Origin of the sequence: Streptomyces sp. NPDC059828 (assembly GCF_042731955.1) — a bacterium.
Taxonomy (GTDB): domain Bacteria; phylum Actinomycetota; class Actinomycetes; order Streptomycetales; family Streptomycetaceae; genus Streptomyces.
In genome coordinates this window covers 96,407-118,058 of the sequence record NZ_JBHWIW010000019.1, presented here as the reverse complement: position 1 = coordinate 118,058, position 21,652 = coordinate 96,407, and the positions used below count along the sequence as shown (strand labels likewise).

Annotated in this window: 18 protein-coding genes; 8 read left to right on the top strand and 10 right to left on the bottom strand. The window is 68.7% G+C overall.

What is annotated here, in order from left to right; genetic code table 11:
• Positions 1 to 296: 296 nt before the first annotated feature.
• The 6 genes from ACFV6V_RS14505 to ACFV6V_RS14480 all read left to right on the top strand — a co-directional run bounded on the left by ACFV6V_RS14505 (position 297) and on the right by ACFV6V_RS14480 (position 7,587).
• Positions 297 to 977, top strand: coding sequence for a LuxR C-terminal-related transcriptional regulator (locus tag ACFV6V_RS14505; RefSeq protein ID WP_385564000.1), 681 nt, complete (start codon positions 297 to 299; stop codon positions 975 to 977).
• A 246-nt stretch (positions 978 to 1,223) separates the two neighbouring features.
• Positions 1,224 to 3,224, top strand: coding sequence for a 2-oxoacid:acceptor oxidoreductase subunit alpha (locus ACFV6V_RS14500; protein WP_385563997.1), 2,001 nt, complete (start codon positions 1,224 to 1,226; stop codon positions 3,222 to 3,224).
• Entirely contained in the window at positions 3,217 to 4,278 is a 1,062-nt protein-coding gene (locus tag ACFV6V_RS14495; RefSeq protein ID WP_385563994.1) for a 2-oxoacid:ferredoxin oxidoreductase subunit beta, read from the top strand. Before ACFV6V_RS14500 ends, ACFV6V_RS14495 begins: the two co-directional genes overlap by 8 nt.
• A 249-nt stretch (positions 4,279 to 4,527) precedes the next feature.
• Complete coding sequence (gene rarD, locus ACFV6V_RS14490) at positions 4,528 to 5,520, top strand: EamA family transporter RarD (RefSeq protein ID WP_385564026.1); 993 nt, start codon at positions 4,528 to 4,530, stop codon at positions 5,518 to 5,520.
• A 33-nt stretch (positions 5,521 to 5,553) separates the two neighbouring features.
• On the top strand, positions 5,554 to 6,003 hold the full coding sequence (locus ACFV6V_RS14485) for a VOC family protein (protein ID WP_385563991.1): 450 nt from the start codon (positions 5,554 to 5,556) through the stop codon (positions 6,001 to 6,003).
• A 228-nt stretch (positions 6,004 to 6,231) separates the two neighbouring features.
• Positions 6,232 to 7,587 carry a M28 family metallopeptidase gene (locus ACFV6V_RS14480; RefSeq protein ID WP_385563988.1) on the top strand — a complete coding sequence of 452 codons (1,356 nt, stop codon included), beginning with the start codon at positions 6,232 to 6,234 and terminating at the stop codon, positions 7,585 to 7,587.
• Between the two features lie 122 nt (positions 7,588 to 7,709).
• Here the strand turns inward: ACFV6V_RS14480 and ACFV6V_RS14475 are convergent, their stop codons facing one another.
• Positions 7,710 to 8,987 (bottom strand): outer membrane lipoprotein carrier protein LolA, encoded by a 1,278-nt coding sequence (locus tag ACFV6V_RS14475; protein WP_385563985.1) that lies wholly within the window; start codon positions 8,985 to 8,987, stop codon positions 7,710 to 7,712.
• 174 nt (positions 8,988 to 9,161) lie between these two features.
• Positions 9,162 to 10,172, bottom strand: coding sequence for a polyprenyl synthetase family protein (locus tag ACFV6V_RS14470; protein ID WP_385563982.1), 1,011 nt, complete (start codon positions 10,170 to 10,172; stop codon positions 9,162 to 9,164).
• Between the two features lie 284 nt (positions 10,173 to 10,456).
• On the opposite strand from ACFV6V_RS14470, the gene fahA reads away from it, so the two are divergent.
• The gene (fahA, locus tag ACFV6V_RS14465) at positions 10,457 to 11,686 is read left to right on the top strand and encodes a fumarylacetoacetase (protein ID WP_385563979.1); all 1,230 of its coding nucleotides are present in this window, start codon (positions 10,457 to 10,459) and stop codon (positions 11,684 to 11,686) included.
• A gap of 64 nt (positions 11,687 to 11,750) precedes the next feature.
• Here the strand turns inward: fahA and ACFV6V_RS14460 are convergent, their stop codons facing one another.
• On the bottom strand, positions 11,751 to 12,080 hold the full coding sequence (locus tag ACFV6V_RS14460) for a hypothetical protein (RefSeq protein WP_385563976.1): 330 nt from the start codon (positions 12,078 to 12,080) through the stop codon (positions 11,751 to 11,753).
• A gap of 179 nt (positions 12,081 to 12,259) precedes the next feature.
• Here ACFV6V_RS14460 and ACFV6V_RS14455 point away from each other — a divergent pair, with 179 nt between their 5' ends.
• Complete coding sequence (locus ACFV6V_RS14455; RefSeq protein ID WP_385563973.1) at positions 12,260 to 13,108, top strand: DUF4190 domain-containing protein; 849 nt, start codon at positions 12,260 to 12,262, stop codon at positions 13,106 to 13,108.
• 146 nt (positions 13,109 to 13,254) lie between these two features.
• Here ACFV6V_RS14455 and nuoN read toward each other — a convergent pair whose 3' ends face one another.
• The 7 genes from nuoN to nuoH are packed head-to-tail and all read right to left on the bottom strand — an operon-like array spanning position 13,255 to position 21,647.
• Positions 13,255 to 14,904, bottom strand: coding sequence for an NADH-quinone oxidoreductase subunit NuoN (gene nuoN / locus ACFV6V_RS14450; protein ID WP_385563970.1), 1,650 nt, complete (start codon positions 14,902 to 14,904; stop codon positions 13,255 to 13,257).
• Positions 14,901 to 16,499 (bottom strand): NADH-quinone oxidoreductase subunit M, encoded by a 1,599-nt coding sequence (locus ACFV6V_RS14445; RefSeq protein WP_385563967.1) that lies wholly within the window; start codon positions 16,497 to 16,499, stop codon positions 14,901 to 14,903. The genes nuoN and ACFV6V_RS14445 overlap by 4 nt, the downstream gene beginning before the upstream one ends.
• Positions 16,500 to 16,504: 5 nt before the next feature.
• The gene (gene nuoL / locus ACFV6V_RS14440) at positions 16,505 to 18,409 is read right to left on the bottom strand and encodes an NADH-quinone oxidoreductase subunit L (protein WP_385563964.1); all 1,905 of its coding nucleotides are present in this window, start codon (positions 18,407 to 18,409) and stop codon (positions 16,505 to 16,507) included.
• Positions 18,410 to 18,423: 14 nt separating this feature from the next.
• On the bottom strand, positions 18,424 to 18,723 hold the full coding sequence (nuoK, locus tag ACFV6V_RS14435) for an NADH-quinone oxidoreductase subunit NuoK (protein WP_361283475.1): 300 nt from the start codon (positions 18,721 to 18,723) through the stop codon (positions 18,424 to 18,426).
• A complete protein-coding gene (locus ACFV6V_RS14430) occupies positions 18,720 to 19,679 on the bottom strand; it encodes an NADH-quinone oxidoreductase subunit J (protein ID WP_385563961.1) in 960 nt (319 codons plus the stop codon). Before ACFV6V_RS14430 ends, nuoK begins: the two co-directional genes overlap by 4 nt.
• Positions 19,676 to 20,311, bottom strand: a complete 636-nt coding sequence (nuoI, locus tag ACFV6V_RS14425) for an NADH-quinone oxidoreductase subunit NuoI (protein WP_385563958.1) — start codon at positions 20,309 to 20,311, stop codon at positions 19,676 to 19,678. Before nuoI ends, ACFV6V_RS14430 begins: the two co-directional genes overlap by 4 nt.
• Positions 20,304 to 21,647 (bottom strand): NADH-quinone oxidoreductase subunit NuoH, encoded by a 1,344-nt coding sequence (nuoH, locus tag ACFV6V_RS14420; RefSeq protein WP_385564024.1) that lies wholly within the window; start codon positions 21,645 to 21,647, stop codon positions 20,304 to 20,306. The genes nuoI and nuoH overlap by 8 nt, the downstream gene beginning before the upstream one ends.
• Positions 21,648 to 21,652: the final 5 nt, after the last annotated feature.

Genomic DNA, 21,652 nt, shown 5'->3' with positions numbered 1-21,652 from the left:
GCTCGCCGAGCGCCTGGACGCGGTGGACGGCGTGCTCGCCGTGGACTCCCCGCCCGGCGGCCCCACGGTCGTCACGGCCGAGCTGCCCTGGCGCGCATGACACGGTGCGTACACGACCGCGCACCCCACAACCCGCCCGGCGCGCTGCGGCGCGCCGGGTGGGTTTGTGTCGGCTATGGGCACCCGGGTCCGGATCCTGGAATGCTGGGGGCCGCGCCGACACCGGAACACGTCGGCACACGCGGCACACGTGATACACGCGGCACGCGAGATACGCGGCCAGGGGGAAGCGGGGGATGCAGGTCGTGGAGGACAGAGTGCGGATCGTGATCGCCGAGGATTCCGTGCTGCTGAGGGAGGGCCTGACCCGGCTGCTCACCGACCGGGGACACGAGGTGGTCGCCGGCGTCGGCGACGCGGACGCGCTGCTCAAGACCATCGACGAGCTCGCGGCGCAGGACGCGCTGCCCGATGTCGTCGTCGCCGACGTCCGGATGCCGCCGACCCACACGGACGAGGGGGTCCGCGCGGCCGTGCGGCTGCGCCGCGAGCATCCCGGGATCGGGGTGCTGGTGCTGTCGCAGTACGTCGAGGAGCAGTACGCCACCGAGCTGCTGGCCGGAAACAGCCGGGGCGTGGGCTATCTGCTCAAGGACCGGGTCGCCGAGGTCCGGGAATTCGTGGACGCCGTGGTCCGGGTCGCCGGAGGCGGCACCGCGCTGGACCCGGAGGTCGTGGCACAGCTCCTGGGCCGCAGCCGCCAGCAGGACGTGCTGGCGGGGCTGACCCCCCGGGAGCGTGAGGTCCTCGGGCTGATGGCCGAAGGGCGGACGAATTCGGCGATCGCCAGGCAGCTGGTGGTGAGTGACGGAGCCGTGGAGAAGCACGTGAGCAACATCTTCCAGAAGCTCGGGCTGTCCCCCAGCGACGGGGATCACCGGCGTGTACTGGCCGTGCTGACCTATCTCAACTCCTGAGAATCTGACACCCTATCAGATAACTAGCGGGCGCCCAGCGGGCAACCCCACCATCGACCGGGAGCGTCTGAAGGGAAGGATTCGGGGGGCGAGCAGCACTATGGCAAACCAGGACATCAGGTCGTCTCAAAAAGTCGTCCAGCATATGAGCGGTCCAGGGAAGGCCACCCTTACCGTCGTAGGGTTGGCCTTGGAGCGACCGGTGAGCCGGCCGCGGTCCAGCCGCCTCGAAGGAGGTCCAGTTCAGTGACCAGCCAGGTCAGTAGCCCAGCCGAGCACGCAGACGAGGCAGACGCGGCCGGAGAGACCGTCGTCGGGGGACAGCGCAGATCCCCCGGCGGCAAGGGCAACAGCGAGAGCAACGGCAACGCCGGCAGCAACAGCGACAACGGCAGCAAAGAGGTCCGCCGCCTGGACCGTGTGATCATCCGGTTCGCGGGCGACTCCGGTGACGGTATGCAGCTGACAGGTGACCGCTTCACGTCGGAGACGGCGTCGTTCGGCAATGACCTGTCCACGCTCCCGAACTTCCCGGCCGAGATCCGGGCACCCGCCGGCACCCTGCCGGGCGTCTCCTCGTTCCAGCTCCATTTCGCCGACCACGACATCCTCACCCCGGGCGACGCCCCGAACGTCCTGGTCGCGATGAACCCGGCCGCGCTCAAAGCGAACATCGGCGATGTGCCGCGCGGCGGCGAAATCATCGTCAACACGGATGAGTTCGCCAAGCGCGCCATGGCCAAGGTCGGGTACGAGACCAGCCCGCTCGAGGACGGCTCCCTCGACGCCTACAACGTCCACCCGGTCCCGCTGACGACACTCACCATCGAGGCACTCAAGGAGTTCGGCCTTTCCCGCAAGGAGGCCGAGCGCTCCAAGAACATGTTCGCGTTGGGCCTGCTGAGCTGGATGTACCACCGGCCCACCGAGGGCACCGAGAGGTTCCTGCGGAGCAAGTTCGCCAAGAAGCCCGAGATCGCCGAGGCGAATGTCGCGGCCTTCCGAGCCGGCTGGAACTTCGGCGAGACCACCGAGGACTTCGCCGTCTCCTACGAGGTCGCCCCGGCCACCCAGGCCTTCCCGGCGGGCACGTACCGCAACATCTCGGGCAACCTGGCACTGTCCTACGGACTGATCGCCGCGTCTCAGCAGGCGGACCTGCCGCTCTACCTGGGCTCATACCCCATCACCCCGGCATCGGACATCCTGCACGAGCTGTCCCGGCACAAGAACTTCGGCGTGCGGACCTTCCAGGCCGAGGACGAGATCGCGGGCATCGGCGCCGCGCTCGGCGCGGCCTTCGGCGGCTCGCTGGCCGTGACGACGACCTCGGGCCCCGGTGTGGCGCTGAAGTCCGAGACCATCGGGCTCGCCGTGTCACTGGAGCTACCGCTGCTGATCGTGGACATCCAGCGCGGCGGCCCGTCCACCGGTCTGCCCACGAAGACCGAGCAGGCCGACCTGCTCCAGGCGATGTACGGGCGCAACGGCGAGGCGCCGGTCCCGATCGTGGCCCCGAAGACCCCCGCGGACTGCTTCGACGCGGCGCTGGAGGCGGCCCGTATCGCACTGATGTACCGCACTCCGGTCTTCCTGCTGTCCGACGGCTACCTGGCCAACGGCAGTGAGCCCTGGCGGATCCCGGATCTGGACGAACTCCCCGATCTGCGGGTCCAGTTCGCCACCGGCCCCAACCACACCACCGATGACGGCACCGAGGTCTTCTGGCCGTACAAGCGCGACCCGCGCACACTGGCGCGCCCCTGGGCCGTCCCCGGCACCCCGGGCCTCGAACACCGGATCGGCGGCATCGAGAAGCAGGACGGCACGGGCAACATCTCGTACGACCCGGCCAACCACGACTTCATGGTCCGGATCCGGCAGTCCAAGGTCGACGGCATCGAGGTGCCGGATCTGGAGGTCGACGACCCGGACGGCGCCCGCACCCTGGTGCTCGGCTGGGGGTCGACGTACGGGCCCATCACCGCGGCCGTACGCAGGCTGCGCGGGGCGGGGCTGCCGATCGCACAGGCACATCTGCGCCACCTCAACCCGTTCCCGAGGAATCTGGGGGACACTCTGGCGCGTTACGAGAAGGTAGTGGTGCCGGAGATGAACCTCGGGCAGCTCGCCGGTCTGATCCGGGCGAGGTATCTGGTCGACGCGCACTCCTACAACCAGGTCAACGGCATGCCGTTCAAGGCCGAGCAGCTCGCTGCGGCTCTCAAGGAGGCCATCAATGACTGAGACAGCGTCCACTCTGCTGTCGCTGGTTCCGAAGGCCGAGGCCAAGCAGTCCATGAAGGACTTCAAGTCGGACCAGGAAGTCCGCTGGTGCCCCGGCTGCGGTGACTACGCGATCCTCGCGGCGGTGCAGGGCTTCATGCCCGAGCTCGGGCTCGCGAAGGAGAACATCGTCTTCGTCTCGGGCATCGGCTGCTCCTCCCGCTTCCCGTACTACATGAACACCTACGGGATGCACTCGATCCACGGCCGCGCCCCCGCCATCGCGACCGGGCTCGCCTCCTCACGACGCGACCTCAGCGTGTGGGTCGTCACCGGTGACGGCGACGCCCTGTCCATCGGCGGCAACCACCTGATCCACGCACTGCGCCGGAACGTCAACCTCAAGATCCTGCTCTTCAACAACCGGATCTACGGTCTGACCAAGGGCCAGTACAGCCCCACGTCCGAGGTCGGCAAGATCACCAAGTCGACCCCGATGGGCTCGCTCGACGCGCCCTTCAACCCGGTGTCGCTGGCGATCGGGGCCGAGGCGTCCTTCGTGGCCCGCACGGTCGACTCCGACCGCAGGCACCTCACCGAGGTGCTGCGCGCGGCGGCCGACCACCCGGGCACGGCGCTCGTCGAGATCTACCAGAACTGCAATATCTTCAACGACGGCGCCTTCGAGGTCCTGAAGGACAATCAGCAGGCCGAGGAAGCCGTGATCCGGCTCGTGCACGGGGAGCCCATCCGCTTCGGCAGCGGGCACGAGAAGGGCGTCGTACGGGACCCGGCGACCGGCGATCTCAAGGTCGTCACGGTCACCCCCGGCAACGAGGCCCAGATCCTGGTGCACGACGCGCACAGCGCCAGCCCGACCACGGCCTTCGCGCTGTCGCGGCTGGCCGATCCTGACACGTTGCACCACACCCCGATCGGCGTGTTCCGCAGCGTCGAGCGACCGGTGTACGACGTGCAGATGGCCGACCAGCTCGATGCCGCGATTGAGCAGAACGGCAAGGGTGACCTGGGCGCGCTGCTCGCAGGGAACGACACCTGGACGGTCGTCGGCTGACACCCACGCACGGTCACACGCACACACGCCAGGGGCGCCGGTCCGGGACCGGCGCCCCTGGCGTGTCATCCGGGCAGGCCCGAGACAGGAACGTCATGACCGTATGGCGATACGGACATGACACGCATCCCCCCTCGGCGCTACCTTCGAACGCGCGGGTGGCGCGGATGCACGGATTGCGCGGCGGGAGGTTCGGTGAAGGACGACGAGCAGCGGGCGGGTCTGCTGTACGGGATCGGTGCCTACGGAATGTGGGGCCTGGTCCCGCTCTTCTGGCCGCTACTGAAACCGGCCGGCGCCATCGAGATCCTCGCCCACCGTATGACCTGGTCGCTGGCGGTGGTCGTGATCGCGCTGCTGGCACTGCGGCGCGGGCGCTGGATACGGGGGCTGCTGGCCGATCCGCGCCGGCTCGGGCTGATCACCGTGGCCGCCACGGTGATCACCGTCAACTGGGGCGTCTACATCTGGGGCGTCAACAGCGGCCATGTGGTCGAGACATCGCTGGGCTACTTCATCAATCCACTGGTCACCATCGCGCTGGGCGTACTGCTGCTGAAGGAGCGGCTGCGGCCTGCGCAGTGGGCGGCCGTGGGTGTCGGACTCTCGGCGGTGGTCGTACTGGCCGTCGGTTACGGCCGCCCGCCGTGGATCTCGCTGGTGCTTGCGTTCTCGTTCGCCTGCTACGGGCTGCTGAAGAAGAAGGTCAACATCGGCGGCCTGGAGTCGCTGGCAGCGGAGACCGCCGTGCAGTTCCTGCCCGCGCTCGGCTATCTGGTGTGGCTCGGCTCGCAGGGCACGTCCACCTTCGGCACGGAAGGCACGGGCCACTCCGCACTGCTCGCGGCCACGGGGGTGGTCACAGCCGTGCCGCTGGTCTGCTTCGGGGCGGCGGCGATCCGGGTGCCGCTGTCGACGCTGGGACTGTTGCAGTATCTGGCGCCGCTGTTCCAGTTCCTGCTGGGGGTCGTCTACTTCCACGAGGAGATGCCCGCCGAACGATGGGCCGGCTTCACACTGGTCTGGCTGGCTCTGTCCATCCTCACCTGGGACGCCCTGCGTACGGCCCGCAGCACCAGGGCACGGCTCGCACGGGCCGAGCGACTCGCGGAGGCGGAGGGACTCGCCCAGGCAGGGTTCCTCCCGGGGCCGTCCGTGGCGGATGCCGCCGCGGCTGGAGACGCCGTGCCTGCCGCGGACGCCCCGCAGACTCAGGTGCGGCGCGAGACCACCACGGGCTGACCGGTCCGGGGGCGCGCCACTATAACTGGGTTCATGCCGCTGCACTGGAAACTCGTCATCGACGCGAACGACCCGCTCGCCCTGGCCGACTTCTGGGCCGAAGCCATGGGCTATCTGCCGGAGGACAACAGCGCGCTCATCGAGGGACTCCTCGCCTCGGGGGTGGTACCGCCCGAACTGACCGTCGAATGGCACGGCCATCACGCCTGGCGAGATCTGGCCGCCGTCCGGCATCCGGACGATCCGTGCGACGAGGTGAGCGGTGCCGGTCTCGGCCGGAGGCTGCTGTTCCAGCGGGTCCCCGAGACCAAGACGGCCAAGAACCGTCTCCACATCGACCTGCACTCCGAACCGGGACGACGGGACGAGGAGGTCGCCCGGCTGGAGGGCCTGGGGGCCACCATGGTGCACCACGTACGGGAGCAGGGCGGGGAGTGGTGCATCATGCGGGACCCTGAGGGCAACGAGTTCTGCGTGCAGTAGCGGACAGCAGAGATGCGGCAGCTGCGGCATCTCGCGTACGGGGCCGCCGCCAACCGTTCGCTGACCGAACCCGACTGACCGGTTTCCGCCCTTGACGGTCGGTCAGCATCTCACTGACCATTCCCCACAAACACCGCACCGAGTACAGCTCCAGCACCCTGCGACACCGCCGTCGCAGGGTGTCTCGCACGTTCCGTCCCATCCCCGTACGGAATCCGGAGCCCCCACATGATTCGCTCTGTGCACAGACGCCTCGCCGCAGGCACCGCCATAGCCATCGCCGGACTGCTCGCGGCGGCCGTGCCGACCGCAGCGGCCACCTCCAGCACCACCAGCAGCAGCTCCGGCAGCGCGGCCCCCGCACGCTCCCTCGCGGCCCTCGCCGCGCCGGACATCCCCGTCGCGAACGTCAAGGCGCACCTCAACGACCTCCAGTCGATCGCCACCGCCAACGGCGGAAACCGTGCACACGGCCGCACGGGCTACAAGGCGTCGATCGACTTCGTGAAGGCCAAGCTGGACGCGGCAGGATTCACCACCACCCTCCAGCAGTTCACCTCGTCGGGCTCCACGGGCTACAACCTGATAGCCGACTGGCCCGGCGGCGACGCCAACAAGGTGCTGATGGCCGGCTCCCACCTCGACTCGGTCAGCTCGGGTCCGGGCATCAACGACAACGGCTCCGGATCCGCCGCGATCCTGGAAACCGCGCTCGCCGTCTCCCGCGCCCAGTTCAGCCCGGACAAGCACCTGCGGTTCGCCTGGTGGGGCGCCGAGGAGCTGGGCCTGGTCGGGTCCAAGTACTACGTCAACAGCCTGTCGGCCACGGATCGTTCAAAGATCAGCGGCTATCTCAACTTCGACATGATCGGGTCGCCGAACCCGGGCTACTTCGTCTATGACGACGACCCGACGATCGAGCAGACCTTCAAGACGTACTTCACGGGCATCGGTGTCTCGACCGAGATCGAGACCGAGGGAGACGGCCGCTCCGACCACGCCTCCTTCAAGAACGTGGGCATCCCGGTCGGTGGGCTGTTCACGGGTGCCAGCCGCACCAAGTCCAGTGCGCAGGCCACGAAGTGGGGGGGCACTTCCGGTCAGGCGTTCGACCGCTGCTACCACTCCTCCTGCGACACCACCTCGAACATCAGCGAGACCGCACTCGACCGCAACAGCGACGCGATCGCCTACGCCATCTGGACCCTGTCCGCCGGGACGACCGTCCCGCCGACCGGTGACGTCTACGAGAACACCACCGATGTCGCCATCCCCGACTACGGGACCGCCGTCACCTCGTCCGTGGCGGTCTCCGGCCGCACCGGCAACGCCCCTGCCGCCCTCCAGGTCGGTGTGGACATCAAGCACACCTGGCGCGGTGACCTGGTCATCGACCTGGTGGCCCCGGACGGCAGCACGTACCGGCTGAAGAACTCCAGCGGCAGCGACTCCGCGGACGACGTCGTCGCGACATACACCGTGAACGCCTCCAGCGAGACCGCCAACGGCACCTGGCAGCTCAAGGTCCAGGACGTGGCCCGCTACGACACGGGCTACATCAACAGCTGGAAGCTCACCTTCTGACGGCAACGGCAAGGCAGCGCCGACGGCGGCTGACGCGGGGTGCCCCTCTCCCGGGGCACCCCGCACCCGTCCGCGCTACCTCACCCCGCTGCTCAGTTCCCGCTGCTTCACTTCGCGTTGCTTCACTTCGCGCTGTTCGCGGCCTCGACCAGTGCGTCCGGGGTGACCGCGCCGACAAACACCTTGCCGTCGTCCGTCATCAGGGCGTTGACCAGACGGGTCTTGAAGACCGTGCCGGTACCGAAGTCGCCCTTCACCTTGTCCCCCAGCGCGTCCAGGAACTTCGCGGCCTCCGGCGGCACATCGCCCGGGCCCTTGCCGCCCTTGGACGCGGAGAGGCCCTCGCCGCCGGGAGCCTTCAGCTCCGCGATGGAGGCCCAGCCCTCGCCTACGACATTCAGCCCGTTGAAGTCCTCCATGCCCTCGAACTCCTTGGAGAACTTCGGGGCCGCGGTCTCTCCGGGCTTTCCGGCCTTTCCGTGGTCGCTGAGCTCATCCGCCTCGGTGACCTTCGCACCCTTCGGCGGGGTGAAGTCGAAGGCCGACGCGTCCGGCTTGGAGAAGTCGACCTTGGTGAAGCCGGCGTCGACCGCAGCCTTGCCGCCGTCGCTCGGCAGCAGGGTGAACTTCAGCGGGACGCCGTTCTGCGCATCCACCGCGATCTTGATGGAGTCGATCGTCGAGCCGCTCTGCTTGGGCTTGATGACCAGCTGGTAGGCGTCACGGCCTGCGATACGCGCCGTGCCGTCGACGGTCACGGAGGTCGTGTCGCCCGCCGCCTTCAGCGCCTCTTCGGCGAGCTGCTTGGGCGTGGTCGGCAGCTCATCGGGGCCCTGGTGCCCCTTGCCGCCGTCCTTGCCCGAACCGGGCGCACCCGCCGTGGCGTCCTTGCCGTGCACGACCTCGTTGGCCGCGCCGTCGTACGTCCACACGTCGGCGCCGTTGTGCGTGACGCTGTACTCGTCGCCGCCGGACTCGAACGACATGCGCTGCCGGTCAGGGCCATCGGCGGCGATCTCCACCTTGTGCGTGCCCGAGGCCAGCTCCATCAGCTTGCTCGAGGCGTCCGGCGACGCCGAGGCACCGCCGCTCCCCGAGCCGGCTCCGGAAAGGAAGCCGCTCGCCAGACCGCCCAGGTCCGGAAGACCCAGATCGGTGGTGATCTTCACTGTGCCGGACATCTGCTGGGTGTCAGAAGCGGCGATCTTCTCGATCAGCTGCTGAGCGCTGATCTTCGGCAGATCCGGGTCGCCGACGGCAGCAAGCGCCGGGACGAGCCCGATGGTCGCCGCGGCAACGCCCGCCACCGCGACCGGGACGGCATACCGCGCCGCCTTCCGGCGGGCGGGGCTGACCTCCCCGGGCTGTTCGGTGACTGCTGCGTTCTCGTTCGGTGCCATGGTGTGCCCTACCTCCGTGATAGCGGCGTCGTCCGTCCACACCATCTGACCAAAACGCCGGGCCATAAGCGTCAGCCCCCGGAATCAACTCCGCGTACTGCTGCGGTATGACCCGGGGGCGTCAGAACTCAGCCGACCAGTAGGGGATGCATCAGGGGCCGGCGTCAGGACGCGTCAGCCGGCGCGGTGCACCACCGCGTCGCACAGGTCCTCCAGAGCGGCCCTGGCCGCGCCCTTGGGAAGCGGCGCCAGCATCGCCCGCGCCTCCTCCGCGTACCGCACCGTGTCCCGCCGCGCCTGCTCGAGGGCGGGGTGGACACGCAGCCTGGCCAGCGCCTCCGCATGCCGCGCGTCGTCCGTCAGATCCCCGTCCAGCAGCTGTACGAGCTCCAGGTCCTCGGGGCGCCGGTGCGCGGCGGCCTGCTCCCGCAGCCGGAGCACGGGCAGTGTGGGGATGCCCTCACGCAGATCGGTACCGGGCGTCTTGCCGGACTCGTGGGAGTCCGAGGCGATGTCGAGCACGTCGTCGGCGAGCTGGAAGGCGACACCGAGTCGCTCGCCGTACTGGGTGAGCGTGTCGACGAGGCGCTCGTCGGCGCCCGCCATCATCGCGCCGAGCCGCCCGGACACGGCGACCAGCGAGCCGGTCTTGCCGCCCAGCACGTCGAGGTAGTGCTCGACGGGGTCGCGGTCGTCGCGCGGACCGGCGGTCTCCAGGATCTGCCCCGTGACCAGCCGCTCGAACGCCTCGGCCTGGATCCGTATGGCGTCGGGACCCAGATCGGCCAGGATGTGCGAGGCACGGGCGAAGAGGAAGTCGCCGGTGAGGACGGCCAGCGAGTTGCCCCAACGGGCGTTGGCGCTGGCCACGCCGCGGCGCACATCGGCCTCGTCCATCACATCGTCGTGGTAGAGCGTCGCCAGGTGCGTCAGCTCGACGACCACGGCGGAGGGCACGACGCCCGGTGCGTCCGGATCACCGAACTGAGCGCCCAGCATCACCAGCAGCGGCCTGAATCGCTTGCCCCCGGCGCGCACGAGATGCTGCGCGGCCTCCGTGATGAAGGGCACCTCGCTCTTGGTGGCATCGAGCAGCCCGGCCTCGACTGCCGCCAATCCGGCCTGGACATCGGCCTCAAGAGCCTGGTCCCGCACGTTCAGCCCGAATGGCTCGACGACGGTCACGAGAGGTACTCCTGTCTGCTGACGATCACACGGATTGTCGATGTGTCGTTGTCATCACTCAAGTCAGCGTATCCGGTCCGGTTTCGATCACTGGCGGCGCCTTCCCGCCACCCCGGTATGTTACTGATCTGGTCATATGGCCGTAAACGATAGTTTTGCCCTAAACCATGTACGCGGGCGAGACACGGCCGCACTTTGCCCCGAGGGCCCCTTCGGACACTGACGCCAGGTGCACCGCCCACGTAACGTGTCCCCCACACACGTGGAAAGCGAGGCAAGCACCGATGCCCGAGCAGAGCCCGCTCGACCTGGCCGAGGGCGATCCCTTCGGCCCGCACAACCTCCCGTACGGGGTCTTCACCACCGCGGCAGAGCCCGACCGCCGCCGGCTCGGCGTCCGGATCGGCAACCACGTGCTCGACGCCGGGGCCGCCGCGCACACCCTCGGCTCCCCTTATGCCGCGTTGCTCGCCCAGCCGAGCCTGGGCCCGCTGCTCGCGGCGGGCCGCACGGCCTGGCGCGACGTACGGCGAGCGCTCACCGCCTGGGTGACCGTCCCCGCCCACCGCGAGGACATCGAACCGCTGCTCCACCCGCTCGCGGCGGTGACCCTGCACCTCCCCTACGAGGTCGCCGACTACGTCGACTTCTACGCCAGCGAGCACCACGCCACCAACGTCGGGCACATCTTCCGGCCGGACGGCGAGCCGCTGACCCCCAACTGGAAGCATCTGCCGATCGGCTACCACGGCCGCTCCGGCACCGTCGTCGTCTCCGGCACCGATGTCATCCGCCCCAGCGGCCAGCGCAAGACCCCCGCAGACCCGGCTCCGCTCTTCGGACCCTCCGTCAAACTGGACATCGAGGCGGAGGTCGGCTTCCTCGTCGGCACCCCCAGCGAGCACGGCCGACCCGTGCCTCTGTCCGGTTTCCGCGACCATGTCTTCGGGCTGCATCTCCTCAACGACTGGTCCGCACGCGACATCCAGGCCTGGGAGTACGTCCCGCTCGGCCCGTTCCTCGGCAAGTCCTTCGCCACCTCCGTGTCCGCCTGGGTCACCCCGCTGGAGGCGCTCGACGCCGCCCGGGTCGCCCCGCCCGCACGTGACTTCGACCTGCTGCCCTATCTGGACGACTCGGGCGACGAGGAGCCCGGCGGCTTCGAGCTGCACATCACGGTCGCGATCAACGGAGAGGTGGTCAGCGAGCCGCCGTTCGCGACGATGTACTGGACCGCAGCCCAGCAGCTCGCGCACATGACCGTCAACGGCGCCTCGCTGCGTACCGGTGATCTGTACGGTTCGGGCACGGTCAGCGGCCCCGAGGTGCACCAGCGCGGCTCGCTCCTCGAACTCACCTGGAACGGGCGGGATCCGCTGGACCTGCCGGACGGTAAGCGAACCTTCCTGGAGGACGGCGACGTGGTCACCATGACCGCGTGGGCACCCGGCCCTGACGGTGTGCGGGTCGGCCTCGGCGAGGTCACCGGACGCGTGGTCCCGGCCGTCCGGTAGACCGCGGCGGTGGCTCAGCACGGCGGGCCCGTGCCGGTATGGATCCGGCGCGGGCCCGCCGCCGTCACCACTGCTCGACCAGCCTGATCCCCACCAGCACCACAGCCGGCACCAGGCAGAACAGCACCCAGAACGCGACCAGCGGCCGGCGCCGGTGCGCCAAGTGCCCGACCGCGCCGGTGATCTCGACGGCGGCACCGATCGTGCCCAGCAGGCCGAACACCGCCCCGGTCCAGTAGGCCCAGGAGTGCTCCCCGAGATACCTCAGCAGCAGCATGGCGGGCAGCAGCAGCACCGTGGGCCAGGTGTCGGCGGAACTGGCGACCCGCTGCTGTGCGTCATTGGTCTGACGGTCCTGCCCGTCCTTTTCCGACTGGTCTGCCGGCGCGCTCATCCGCTCTTCCCCCGTGTTCGGTGTGCTCGGTGTCGTTGGGCGCACTCGGTGTGCTCGGTGTGCTCGATGTATCTCGATCAAGTCCCAGTGCCCTGAGAGTGGGACGCCGGACCCAGGGCGCGGGTTGTCATTGTCTGGCTATAAGTTCTGTCTCACCGTCTGTACAAGGAGCTTGCGCAGTGTCCATACCGCCACCACCGCCCTCGTCCCCGCCGCCCGGGCCCTACGGGTCGCCCGGTCAGCCCGGGCAGCCCGCCCCGTACGGAGCTCCCGGTCCGCCGGGAGCACCGGGGCCGTACGGACAGCCCGGCCCGTACGGACAGCCGGGCCCGTACGGCGGCGCGCCGGGCTGGCCGCCCGCGCCGTCGGAGAAGACGAACGCCCTGGCCATCGTGTCCTTCGTGATGTCGATCGTCTGCGGCATCCCGTTCGTCCCGCTGATCCTCGGAATCATCGCCCTCTCCCAGATCCGCAAGAACGGCGAGAAGGGCAAGGGCTTCGCGATCGCCGGTATCGCCATCCACGGCGCGGCGCTCCTGTTCATCGCGATCATGGTGGCCCTCGGGGCCTCCGGAGCGCTCGACGACAGCTCCTCCAAGCCGAAGCGAAGCACCAGTGGCCAGGTCACCGACCCGGGCTCCAGCGATGTCCAGGACATCCGCAAGGGGGACTGCTTCAACACCGAGGACGATCTGGCGGACTACGCGGAAGAGGAAGGCTCCCGGGCCGCGTACAAGGTGGACGTCGTCCCCTGCACCGAGCCCCATGAGGGAGAGGCGTACGCCGTCTTCCAGTTGGAGGCCGGCGCGTACCCCGGTACGGAGAAGGTCGCCTCGCAGGCCGAGGAGAAGTGCAGCGGCGACCTGCTCACCGACTACGTGGGCGACGCCGCCAAGCTCCCCAAGACGATGAGCTTCTACTACTACCACCCGCAGCAGGCCGGGTGGGCCTTCGGCGACCGCGAGGTCACCTGCTTCCTGGGCGACTCCAGCGGCTCCAGCACCGGCTCGCTCCGCAGCGGCTCCTGACCAACGGACCTTCCGGAACGGCGTAGCCCTTACGGAGCGGCCCTGCGCCGCCCGCAGACAGCGAGGCCGGAGGCCCGGCACCCTCTGGGGTGCCGGGCCTCCGGCTGGACGCCGCAACCGCGGCCGGGGCTCACCTGCCCGTCGCCCTACCGCACGAACACACTGGCCTGCCCGGCCAGATCCAGGAAGTACTGGGGCGCCACACCCAGCACCAGGGTCACCGCGACACCGACCGCGATGGTGGTCATCGTGAGCGGCGATGGCACGGCCACGGTCGGCCCCTCGGGCTTCGGCTCGCTGAAGAACATCAGCACGATCACCCGGATGTAGAAGAACGCGGCGATCGCGGAGGAGATCACACCCACCACGACCAACGCGCCCGCGCCACCCTGAGCCGCCGCGCTGAAAACCGCGAACTTCCCGGAGAAGCCGGAGGTCAGCGGGATTCCGGCGAAGGCCAGCAGGAACACCGCGAAGACCGCGGCGACCAGCGGCGAACGCCGTCCGAGCCCGGCCCACTTGGAGAGATGGGTGGCTTCGCCGCCCGCGTCCCGTACCAGCGTGACGACCGCGAAGGCGCCGATCGTCACGAAGGAGTAGGCCACGAGGTAGAAGAGCACGGACGAGACGCCCTCGGGCGTGAACGCGATGACGCCGGCGAGGATGAATCCCGCGTGCGCGATCGACGAGTAGGCCAGCAGCCTCTTGATGTCGGTCTGGGTGATCGCGATGATCGCGCCGCCCAGCATGGTGACGATGGCGACCGCCCACATGACCGGGCGCCAGTCCCAGCGCAGCCCCGGCAGCACCACGTAGAGCAGCCGCAGCAACGCTCCGAACGCCGCGACCTTGGTGGCCGCCGCCATGAAGCCGGTGACCGGGGTCGGTGCGCCCTGGTAGACGTCCGGGGTCCACATGTGGAACGGCACCGCGCCGACCTTGAACAGCAGCCCGACCAGGATCATCGCGCCGCCGATGAGCAACAGTGCGTCATTGCCCATGGTGGCGGCGAGCGCCGGGTCGATGGTCTTGACGGTGCCGTCGACCACGTCGGCGATCCTGGCGTACGACACGGAGCCCGCGTACCCGTACACGAGCGCCACCCCGAACAGCAGGAACGCCGACGAGAACGCCCCGAGCAGGAAGTACTTCATGGCCGCCTCCTGCGACAGGAGCCGCTTGCGGCGGGCCAGGGCGCACAGCAGGTAGAGGGGCAGCGAGAAGACCTCGAGCGCGACGAAAAGGGTCAGCAGGTCGTTCGCCGCAGGGAAGACGAGCATTCCGGAGATGGCGAACAGCGCCAGCGGGTAGACCTCGGTGGTGGTGAACCCGGCCTTGACCGCCGCCTTTTCGCTGTCGCTGCCCGGTACGGAAGCGGCCTGTGCGGCGAAGGAGTCGACATGGCTGCCGTGCGCCCCCGGGTCGAGGCGCCGCTCGGCGAAGGTGAAGATCGCGACGAGCGAGGCCAGCAGGATCGTGCCCTGGAGGAACAGCGCCGGCCCGTCGACCGCGATGGCGCCCATCGCGGCGAGATGCGCCTTGGTACTGCCGAACCCCCCGGCGGCGAGGCCCACCACCGCGGCGAACGCGGCGGCCAGCGCCACGACGGACAGGAACACCTGGGCGGGATAGCGGCCCTTGCGCGGGACGAAGGCCTCGATCAGCACACCCACGATCGCCGCGCCGACCACGATCAGGGTGGGCGCGAGCTGGGCGTACTCGATATGCGGGGCCGGGATCTTGTCCAGCGGCTGGGCTGCCGTCGTCCACAGGCTGTGGACAGCTGTTGGGCTCACTGGGCCGCCTCCACCTCGGGCTGGGGGTCCTTCTGCTGTACGTCGGACATGGTGTGCTCCACGGCCGGGTTGACGATCTTCGTGAGGGGCTGCGGGAAGAAGCCGAGGAAGATCAGCAGCGCGATCAGCGGTGCGACCACCGCCAGCTCACGCGGTCGCAGATCCGGCAGAGTGCGCACCTCCTCCTTCACCGGGCCCGTCATCGTCCGCTGGTAGAGCACCAGGGTGTAGAGCGCGGCGAGCACGATGCCGAAGGTCGCGATGATGCCGACCACCGGATAGCGGGCGAAGGTACCCACCAGGACCAGGAACTCACTGACGAACGGGGCGAGTCCGGGCAGCGACAGGGTGGCGAGACCGCCGATGAGGAAGGTGCCGGCGAGCACCGGTGCCACCTTCTGCACCCCCCCGTAGTCGGCGATGAGCCGGGAGCCGCGCCGCGAGATCAGGAAACCGGCCACCAGCATCAGCGCGGCCGTCGAGATCCCGTGGTTGACCATGTAGAGCGTGGCGCCCGACTGGCCCTGGCTCGTCATCGCGAAGATGCCCATGACGATGAAGCCGAAGTGCGAGATCGACGCATAGGCGACCAGCCGCTTGATGTCGCGCTGGCCCACCGCGAGCAGCGCCCCGTACACGATGCTGATCAGCGCCAGCACGAGGATCACCGGGGTGGCCCACTTCGACGCCTCAGGGAAGAGACCGAGGCAGAAGCGGAGCATCGCGAAGGTGCCGACCTTGTCGACGACCGCCGTGATCAGCACGGCCACCGGAGCGGTCGACTCCCCCATGGCGTTGGGCAGCCAGGTGTGCAGCGGCCACAGCGGCGCCTTCACCGCGAAGGCGAAGAAGAAGCCGAGGAACAGCAGCCGTTCGACGTTCGTGGACATCTCAAGATCCCCGCTGGCCCTCGCCGCGGCGATCTCCGTCAGCGAGAAGTTCCCCGCCACGACATAGAGCCCGATCACCGCGGCCAGCATGATCAGCCCGCCGACCAGGTTGTAGAGCAGGAACTTCACAGCGGCGTACGAGCGCTGCGCCGCCGCGTTCTCCTCGCTGCCCGCGTGGGCGCGGTCCCCGAAGCCGCCGATGAGGAAGTACATCGGGATGAGCATGGCTTCGAAGAGAATGTAGAAGAGGAAGACGTCGGTGGCCTCGAAGGAGAGGATCACCATCGCCTCGACCGCGAGGATCAGGGCGAAGAAGCCCTGAGTGGGCCGCCAGCGATAGTTCTTGGTCTCCACAGGAGTCTCCCCGCCGGAGGCAGGGGAAGGATCGGCGTCGTGCCAGCCGGCCAGGATGATGAACGGGATGAGCACCGCGGTCAGCGCGAGCAGCGCCACCGCGATCCCGTCCACCCCCAGCTCGTACCGCACCCCGAAGTCCGCGATCCAGGCGTGGGATTCGGTCAGCTGGTACCGGTCGCCGCCGGGCTCGAAGCGGGCGGTGATGATCCCCGCCAGGACGAGGGTGCCGAGCGAGACGAGCAGCGCCAGCCATTTGGCCGCGGTCCTGCGCCCGGCCGGGACGGCCGCGGTCGCGATCGCGCCGACTGCCGGCAGGGCCGCTGCTGCGGTAAGGAGCGGGAAGGACATGACAGTTACACCGACCTCATCAGCAGGGTCGCGGCGATCAGCACCGCCGTACCTCCGAACATCGAGACCGCGTAGGTGCGGGCGTAGCCGTTCTGCAGCTTGCGCAGACGGCCCGAGAGTCCTCCGAACGACGCCGCCGTGCCGTTGACCACCCCGTCGACGAGGGTGTGGTCCACGTACACCAGCGACCGGGTGAGGTGCTCCCCGCCGCGGACCAGGACCACATGGTTGAAGTCGTCCTGGAGGAGGTCCCGGCGGGCGGCCCGGGTGAGCAGTGAGCCGCGCGGGGCGGTCACCGGCACCGGACGCCGTCCGTACTGGGCGTACGCGAGCGCCACACCGATGACCATCACCACGACGGTGCAGATGGTCACCGTGCCGGCACTGATCGGCGGATGGCCGTGCTCGAAACTGGTCACCGGCTCAAGCCACTTGACGAACGACTCGTGGAAGGAGAAGAGCCCGCCCGCGAAGACCGACCCGAAGGCCAGCACGATCATGGGCGCGGTCATGGTGCGCGGCGACTCGTGCGGATGGGGGAGTTCGCCGTTCTCGTCGGGCTGCCAGCGCTTCTCGCCGAAGAAGGTCATCAGCATCACGCGCGTCATGTAGTACGCGGTGATCGCCGCGCCCAGCAGGGCCGCGCCGCCGAGGATCCAGCCCTCGGTGCCGCCCTTGGCGAAGGCCGCCTCGATGATCTTGTCCTTGGAGAAGAAGCCGGACAGACCCGGGAAGCCGATGATGGCGAGATAGCCGAGGCCGAAGGTGACGAAGGTGATCGGCATGTACTTCCGCAGGCCGCCGTACTTCCTCATGTCCACCTCGTCGTTCATGCCGTGCATGACCGAACCGGCGCCGAGGAACAGCCCCGCCTTGAAGAAGCCGTGGGTCACCAGGTGCATGATCGCGAAGGCGTAGCCGATCGGGCCGAGGCCTGCCGCGAGGATCATGTAGCCGATCTGCGACATCGTCGAACCGGCCAGGGCCTTCTTGATGTCGTCCTTCGCGCAACCGATGATCGCACCGAAGAGGAGCGTGACCGCGCCGACCGTCACCACCGCGAGCTGGGCGGTGGGTGCCGCGTTGAAGATGGCACCGGAGCGGGTGATCAGATAGACGCCGGCGGTGACCATCGTCGCCGCGTGGATCAGGGCCGAGACGGGGGTCGGGCCCTCCATCGCGTCCCCGAGCCAGGACTGGAGCGGCACCTGGGCGGACTTGCCGCAGGCGGCGAGCAGCAGGAGCAGCCCGAGTGCGGTCAGGACGCCTTCGGACGTCTTCCCCGTGGAGTCCAGCACCGGTCCGAAGGCGAAGCTCCCGAAGGTGGTGAACATCAGCATGATGGCGACGGACAGGCCCATGTCGCCGACCCTGTTGACCAGGAAGGCCTTCTTGGCCGCCGTCGCCGCGCTGGGCTTGTGCTGCCAGAAGCCGATCAGCAGGTACGAGGCGAGACCCACGCCCTCCCAGCCGACGTACAGCAGCAGGTAGTTGTCGGCGAGCACCAGCAGGAGCATCGCCGCGAGGAACAGGTTGAGATAGCCGAAGAACCGGCGGCGGCGCTCGTCGTGCTCCATGTACCCGACCGAGTACAGATGGATGAGCGAGCCGACTCCGGTGATCAGCAGGACGAAGGTCATCGACAGCTGGTCCAGCTGGAAGGCCACGTCCGCCTGGAAGCCCTCGACCGGGATCCAGGTGTACAGATACTGGGTCAGGGTGCGGTCGTCGCCGGGCCGGCCCAGCATGACGGCGAACAGCACCACGCCGATGACGAAGGAGGCGGCGGCGAGTGCCGTGCCGATCCAGTGGCCCGTGCGGTCGAGCCGGCGCCCGCCGAGCAGCAGCACCGCCCCGCCGAGCAGGGGCGCCGCGATCAGCAGCGCGATCAGGTTCTCTGCGTTGTCCACGAGTCTGCGACCCCTTACAGCTTCATCAGGCTGGCGTCGTCGACCGAGGCCGAGTGGCGGGAACGGAACAGCAACACGATGATCGCGAGCCCGACCACGACCTCGGCCGCGGCGACGACCATCGTGAAGAACGCGATGATCTGGCCGTCGAGATTGCCGTGCATCCGGGAGAAGGCGACGAACGTGAGATTGCAGGCGTTGAGCATCAGCTCCACGCACATGAAGACCACGATCGCGTTCCGCCTGATCAGCACGCCCGCGGCACCGATGGTGAACAACAGTGAGGCGAGATAGATGTAGTTGACCGGATTCACCGCTTGGCCTCCTCTCCGTCACGCTGGCTGTCGCGCTTTCCGTCGCGCTCGCCCCCGGGGCGCCGCACATCGCGGTCGTGCTCTTCCCGGTGCCGCTCGTCCAGGGAGCGGCCGAGCCGCTCCTCGGAGCGCTGCTCCAGCACCCTGAGGTCGTTCAGCGCCTCGCCGGACACGTCCCGGATCTGGCCGCGGGCGCGCAGGGTCTTGCTGACGGTCAGCTCGGACGGGGTGCCGTCCGGCAGCAGACCGGCGACGTCCACCGCGTTGTGCCGGGCGTAGACACCAGGGGCGGGCAGCGGCGTAGGAAGCTTCCAGCCGTAGGTCGTCGATGCGGGGTGGCGGTCGGGCGACGGAAGGGCGCTCGCCTCGCGGACCCGCTGCTCGGCCAGCTCCCGCTGGGTCCTGGCTCGTTCGGTGCGCTCGCGGTGGGTGAGCACCATCGCGCCGACCGCCGCCGAGATCAGCAGGGCACCGGTGATCTCGAAGGCGAACACGTACTTGGTGAAGATGAGGGCGGCGATGCCCTGGACATTGCCGCCCGCGTTGGCCTCACCGAGACCGATGAAGGAGTCGGGGCCCAGCGCGGCGTTGGCGATTCCGGCGATGAGCAGCACACCGAACCCGAGGCCGCAGGCCGCGGCCCACCAGCGCTGCCCCTTGATGGTCTCCTTCAGGGAGTCCGCCGCCGTCACACCGACGAGCATGACGACGAAGAGGAACAGCATCATGATCGCGCCGGTGTAGACCACGATCTGGACGATGCCGAGGAAGTACGCCCCGTTGGCGAGGTAGAAGACCGCCAGAATGATCATGGTCCCGGCGAGGCAGAGCGCGCTGTGGACGGCCTTCTTCATCAGGATGGTGCACAGCGCGCCGATCACGGCGACCGTGCCGAGCACCCAGAACTGCACGGCCTCCCCGGTGGAGGTGGCTGCGGCGAGAGTGGCGGCGTTCATACGTCGACCCCCTCTGGCTGCTGCTCGTTGTCCGCACCCTTCTCGCCGCTCTCGGCCTTCTCGCCCTTGGAGACGGCGACCTGGCGCTCGGTGCCGACAGCGGCACCGGTGATCAGGCCCCGGTAGTAGTCCTGCTCGTCGGTACCCGGATAGATCTCGTGCGGGGTCTCGACCATGCCCGGCTCAAGTCCCGCGAGAAGCTGCTCCTTGGTGTAGATGAGGTTCTCGCGGGAGCTGTCGGCGAGCTCGAACTCGTTGGTCATGGTGAGCGCCCGGGTCGGGCAGGCCTCGATGCACAGCCCGCACAGAATGCAGCGCGCGTAGTTGATCTGGTAGACCCTGCCGTACCGCTCGCCCGGTGAGTAGCGCTCCTCGTCCGTGTTGTCCGCGCCCTCCACATAGATGGCGTCGGCGGGACAGGCCCAGGCGCACAGCTCGCAGCCGACGCACTTCTCCAGCCCGTCCGGATGCCGGTTGAGCTGGTGCCGGCCGTGGAAGCGCGGCGCCGTCGTCTTCTGCTGCTCCGGATACTGCTCGGTCAGCCGCTTCTTGAACATGGCCTTGAAGGTCACGCCGAAGCCGGCGACCGGGTTCTGGAACGCGCTCTCGGAATCGTGGGATCGCTCAGACACCGTCAGCCTCCTTTCCGTCACGAGAACCGTCACTGTCAGTATTCGCGCCGCCACTGACAATCAACTCGCGGTCGCGGCGCGAGCGCCTGCGGGGCACCGGCGGCAACTCCTGCCCGGGCAGCGGAGGCACAGGGAATCCGCCCGCCATCGGGTCGAACGCGGTGGCGGCCGCGGCGGTCCCGGCCGTCTCCCGGTCGGACTGCTCCTTCTTGCCCCGGAAGAGGTCGACCACGAAGGACAGCAGCAGCACGGCCAGTACGGCCGCCCCCACGTACAGCACGATCTGCGAGAAGTCCCTGCCGTCGTTGCGCAGCGCACGTACGGTCGCGACGAGCATCAGCCAGACCACCGAGACCGGGATGAGCACCTTCCAGCCGAGCTTCATCAGCTGGTCGTAGCGGACGCGCGGGAGCGTGCCGCGCAGCCAGATGAAGAAGAACAACAGCAGCTGCACCTTGATGACGAACCAGAGCATCGGCCACCAGCCGTGGTTCGCGCCCTCCCAGAACGAGCTGATCGGGTACGGGGCCCGCCAGCCGCCGAGGAAGAGGGTGACCGAGACCGCCGAGACGGTGACCATGTTGACGTACTCGGCGAGCATGAACATCGCGAACTTGATGGACGAGTACTCGGTGTTGAAGCCGCCCACCAGGTCGCCCTCGGACTCCGGCATGTCGAACGGCGCCCGGTTGGTCTCGCCGATCATCGTCACGACGTAGATGAGGAACGAGACCGGCAGCAGCAGGATGTACCAGCGGTCCGTCTGCGACTCCACGATGGTCGAGGTGGACATCGACCCGGAGTAGAGGAAGACGGAGGCGAAGGCCGCACCCATGGCGATCTCGTACGAGATCATCTGCGCGCACGAGCGCAGCCCGCCGAGCAGCGGATACGTCGAGCCGGACGACCAGCCCGCCAGCACGATGCCGTAGATGCCGACCGAGGCCACGGCGAGGATGTACAGCATCGCGATCGGCAGATCGGTGAGCTGCATCGTGGTGCGCTGGCCGAAGATCGAGATCTCGTCGTTGGCGGGCCCGAAGGGGATCACCGCGATCGCCATGAACGCCGGGATGGCGGCGACGACCGGCGCGAGGACGTAGACGACCTTGTCCGCGCGCCGGACGATCAGGTCCTCCTTGAGCATCAGCTTGACGCCGTCCGCGAGGGACTGGAGGAGGCCCCAGGGGCCGTGCCGGTTGGGCCCGATGCGCAGCTGCATCCAGGCAACGACCTTGCGCTCCCAGACGATGGAGAAAAGGACCGTCAGCATCAGGAACGCGAAGCAGAAGACCGCCTTGATGACGACGAGCCACCAGGGGTCCCGTCCGAACATCGAGA

What these genes read in the sequence shown, in the direction of transcription:
- ACFV6V_RS14505 (WP_385564000.1), top strand. Translation starts at nt 297, where the DNA reads ATGCAGGTCGTGGAGGACAGAGTGCGGATCGTGATCGCCGAGGATTCC.
- ACFV6V_RS14495 (WP_385563994.1), top strand. Translation starts at nt 3,217, where the DNA reads ATGACTGAGACAGCGTCCACTCTGCTGTCGCTGGTTCCGAAGGCCGAG.
- rarD (WP_385564026.1), top strand. Translation starts at nt 4,528, where the DNA reads ATGTGGGGCCTGGTCCCGCTCTTCTGGCCGCTACTGAAACCGGCCGGC.
- ACFV6V_RS14485 (WP_385563991.1), top strand. Translation starts at nt 5,554, where the DNA reads ATGCCGCTGCACTGGAAACTCGTCATCGACGCGAACGACCCGCTCGCC.
- ACFV6V_RS14480 (WP_385563988.1), top strand. Translation starts at nt 6,232, where the DNA reads ATGATTCGCTCTGTGCACAGACGCCTCGCCGCAGGCACCGCCATAGCC.
- ACFV6V_RS14475 (WP_385563985.1), bottom strand. Translation starts at nt 8,987, where the DNA reads ATGGCACCGAACGAGAACGCAGCAGTCACCGAACAGCCCGGGGAGGTC.
- fahA (WP_385563979.1), top strand. Translation starts at nt 10,457, where the DNA reads ATGCCCGAGCAGAGCCCGCTCGACCTGGCCGAGGGCGATCCCTTCGGC.
- ACFV6V_RS14460 (WP_385563976.1), bottom strand. Translation starts at nt 12,080, where the DNA reads ATGAGCGCGCCGGCAGACCAGTCGGAAAAGGACGGGCAGGACCGTCAG.
- ACFV6V_RS14445 (WP_385563967.1), bottom strand. Translation starts at nt 16,499, where the DNA reads ATGTCCTTCCCGCTCCTTACCGCAGCAGCGGCCCTGCCGGCAGTCGGC.
- ACFV6V_RS14430 (WP_385563961.1), bottom strand. Translation starts at nt 19,679, where the DNA reads ATGAACGCCGCCACTCTCGCCGCAGCCACCTCCACCGGGGAGGCCGTG.
- nuoH (WP_385564024.1), bottom strand. Translation starts at nt 21,647, where the DNA reads ATGTTCGGACGGGACCCCTGGTGGCTCGTCGTCATCAAGGCGGTCTTC.